The 3,357-nt window shown below is 66.6% G+C and carries 4 protein-coding genes; 1 reads left to right on the forward strand and 3 read right to left on the reverse strand.

What is annotated here, in order from left to right:
• On the forward strand, nucleotides 1–684 hold a 684-nt coding region (locus RBB16_RS20490; RefSeq protein WP_371931274.1), incomplete at its 5' end, for an MFS transporter.
• Here RBB16_RS20490 and RBB16_RS20495 read toward each other — a convergent pair.
• The 3 genes from RBB16_RS20495 to RBB16_RS20505 are packed head-to-tail and all read right to left on the reverse strand — an operon-like array spanning nucleotide 681 to nucleotide 3,192.
• Entirely contained in the window at nucleotides 681–1,664 is a 984-nt protein-coding gene (locus RBB16_RS20495) for a threonine/serine dehydratase (RefSeq protein ID WP_306047886.1), read from the reverse strand. The two genes, RBB16_RS20490 and RBB16_RS20495, sit on opposite strands and share 4 nt — an antisense overlap.
• On the reverse strand, nucleotides 1,661–2,506 hold the full coding sequence (locus RBB16_RS20500; protein WP_306047887.1) for an alpha/beta hydrolase: 846 nt from the start codon (nucleotides 2,504–2,506) through the stop codon (nucleotides 1,661–1,663). The genes RBB16_RS20495 and RBB16_RS20500 overlap by 4 nt, the downstream gene beginning before the upstream one ends.
• On the reverse strand, nucleotides 2,506–3,192 hold the full coding sequence (locus RBB16_RS20505) for a haloacid dehalogenase type II (protein ID WP_306047888.1): 687 nt from the start codon (nucleotides 3,190–3,192) through the stop codon (nucleotides 2,506–2,508). The genes RBB16_RS20500 and RBB16_RS20505 overlap by 1 nt, the downstream gene beginning before the upstream one ends.
• Nucleotides 3,193–3,357 lie beyond the last annotated feature (165 nt).

Consider the following 3,357-nt stretch of genomic DNA (forward strand, 5'->3'; position numbering starts at 1 on the left):
GCGCTTGGGCTGGCGGTTCTTCCCGAGTCGCTGCCGCGCTGGAAGCGACGGGCGTTTCAATGGGCGCGGGCCAATCCGCTTGGCGGGCTGATGCAGATCGGGCAGTTGCCGGGGCTGGGATGGATGCTGCTGATGCTCTTCTTCTACACCGTCTCGGGCTATGTCTATCCGGCGATCTGGGCCTATTTCACGCAAGCGGCCTTCGGCTGGAGCACCACGGTGGTGGGGCTGTCGCTGACCGCCTATGGGGTGTGCATGGTGGCGGTGCAGGCGGGGTTGGTGCGGCCCGCGATGGCGCGGCTTGGCGAGGTGCGGGTGATCCTCTGGGCGCTGGTGCTTGAGGTGGCGATGCTGGGTGCTTTCTCGGTGGTGGGCACGGGCTGGATGGTCTGGCTGCTGATCCCCTTCGCGGCCCTGGGATCCATCGCGACCCCGGCCATCGCTGGATACATGAGCCGCCGTGCGAGTGACGATCAGCAGGGCGAGTTGCAGGGGGTCATGGCCTCGGTCAACGCGCTGTCGATCGTGGTGGCCCCGCTGGCGATGACACAGGTGTTCTTCTGGTTCACCCGAGAGGGCGCGGCGGTGCATTTTCCCGGCGCACCCTTCGTGCTGGCGCTGATCCTGATGGTGGTGGCCCTGGGGCTGTTCCGCGTGGGGTTGCGATCGGGGGAGGAGGTCTAGGCGCCCTCCCCGAATTCCTCCAGCACTTTCGCATAAAGCTCGGCGTCCACGTTGCCGCCCGAGGCGACGGCGATCACGGCCTCGCCCTCGATGGTGTCGGAATGGAAGAGCGCCGCCGCAAGGGCGATCGCACCGCCCGGTTCCAGCACCAGTTTCAGCCGCGAGAAGGCCAGCGCCATGGCGCGCAGGCAGTCACGTTCCGGCACCACGATGCCGGGACCGCAGAGCCGGTGCATGATCGGGAAGGTCAGTTCGCCCGGACTTGGCGTGATGATCGCATCGCAGAGCGAACCGGAGGTGCGGGCGTTGCGTTCGATCCGGCCGGAAGCGAGCGAGCGGGTGACATCGTCGAAGGCTTCCGGCTCTACCGGGCGGGCTCGCAGGCCGGGGGCGCGGGCCTCCAGCGCAAGCGCGATGCCGGAGGTGAGGCCACCACCGCCGCAACAGACCAGCACATCCGCCTTGGACACGCCTTCTTCGGCGGCCTGTTCGGCGATCTCCAGCCCGGTCGTGCCCTGCCCCGCAATCACGTAAGGATTGTCGAAAGGTTTGATCAGCGTCAGCCCGCGTTCCTTCGCCAACCTGTCGCCGATGGCATCCCGGTCCTCCGACGCGCGGTCATAGGTGATGACCTCGGCCCCCAAAGCGCGGGTATTGGCGATCTTCAGGCGGGGCGCGTCGGCGGGCATGATGATGACGGCGGGCACCCCATGGAGCTTGGCGGCATAGGCCACCCCCTGCGCGTGGTTGCCCGAGGAAAAGGCGATGACGCCGCGCGCGCGGGTTTCGGGGGGCAGCGCCGAGACAGCCGACCAGCCGCCCCGGAACTTGAAACTGCCCGTGTGTTGCAGCGCCTCGGGCTTGACCAGCACGCGGCGGCCCGCGATCTCATCCAGAAAGGGCGAGGACAGAAGCGGTGTGCGCCGCGCGTGGCCCTTCAGGCGGTCGGCGGCGGCGTCGATCATCGTGATGTCGGTCATGTCAGGCGATCCAGGAATTGGGAGATGACGGAAAGGCTTTCGGGTTCATCGAGGAAGGGCACATGGCCCCGGTCGGCCACGTCAGAGAAGAGCATGCCGGGGTGCATTTCGCGCATCTTCGCCGCCGTGTCGGGGGACAGAAGATCGGAATTCGCCCCCCGGATCAGCGCCAGCGGCAGCCCGTCGAGTGCCGCGAACAGCGGCCAGAGATCGGGGGCGGGCTGGCCCTCGGCGGCTTTCATCTGGTCAAGCGTGGCGTCGCGCAGTTTCGGGTCATAGCGCAGCGAGAGGCTGCCATCCTCGCCCACAGCCCACACCCGGCGAATGTAATTGGCCCATGTCTCAACCGGCACATTCGGGAAGCGTTTGCCCATGCGTTTGGGAATTTCCCGCAGCGCCGTGTCAAAGTCGGGGTCCGCGGGCGGCAGGCCGAGATAGCCCATGATGTAGGTCAGGCCAGCGGGTTCTATCACCGGGCCGATATCGTTGAAACAGACGCCCGCCAGCCGGTCCCGCGCCGTGGCCGCCAGCGTCATCGCCACCAGCCCGCCGCGCGAGGTGCCGAGGATCGCGGCCTTTTCCAGCCCGAGGTGATCCAGCAGGCCGATCACGTCCTGGCTTTCCTGAACCACGTTGTAGTGGCTGTAGTCGGGATCATAGCCCGACGCGCCACGCCCCCGGAAATCCATGCGGATCACGCTGGCGCGATGCGCGAAATGATCCACCACCGGTTCGAAATCATCCATGTTGCGCGTGAGGCCCGGCAGGCAGAGCAGCACGGGGCCTTTGCCAACATCGTCATAGGCGAGCTTTAGCCCGTCGGCGGCGGTGAAATGCTTCATCACAGGGCCTCGGCTATTTTGGGAACGGTCGTCAGGTCCGACGCGATCCGGTCGGGCGCGTCGGGCAGCCGGTCCAGCGGTTCGCCCGCGCGGTTGACCCACAGAACCCGGAAGCCGAAGGCGCGGGCCGAGGCCGCGTCCCACCCGTTGGAGGACACGAACAGCACCTCGTCCTTGTCACAGCCGAAGCGGTCGGTCACCAGCTTGTAGACGCTGGCATCGGGCTTGAAGATGCCAACCGTTTCGACGCTGAGAATATCGTCCAGCACATCGCCCACCCCGGCGCTGTCAACGGCACCTTTCAGCATCGGGGGCGAGCCGTTGGACAGGATCGCGGTATTCATGCCCGCCGCCTTCAGCGCCGCCAGCATCGCGGGCACCTCGGGAAAGGCCGCAAGGTTGAAATAGAGCCCGAGCAGCTTTTCGCGCAGATCGGGGTCGCCCTGCCCGGTTTTTTCCAGCGCCCAATCCAGCCCGTCCTGGGTGACCTGCCAGAAATCGGTGTGCTGGCCGGTCAGGGCCCGGATCCAGGTATATTGCAGCTGCTTGGCGCGCCAATGGGTGGACACCTCCTGCCAGACGGCGGCGAATGCCTCCTGCCCCGGTTCGGCAGCGACCGCGCGGGCGGCGGCGTTCACATCGAAGAGCGTCCCGTAAGCGTCGAACACGCAAGTGGTGATGGTCATGGCCTGTCCCCTTTTGGCCCCCGTTGAAAGGCAGAGTTGCATAGCGGCGCGGCGGGGAAAAGCCACCCCGGCGGCTTTTCAGGATTCGCGGTTTACATCAGGGCATGGCCTGATAGCCTTGCGGCGACATCTGCGGAAGGATGGGCCGGGATCGGCGCCCACCCC

Source organism: Nioella sp. MMSF_3534 (genome assembly GCF_030732985.1).
GTDB lineage: Bacteria > Pseudomonadota > Alphaproteobacteria > Rhodobacterales > Rhodobacteraceae > Nioella.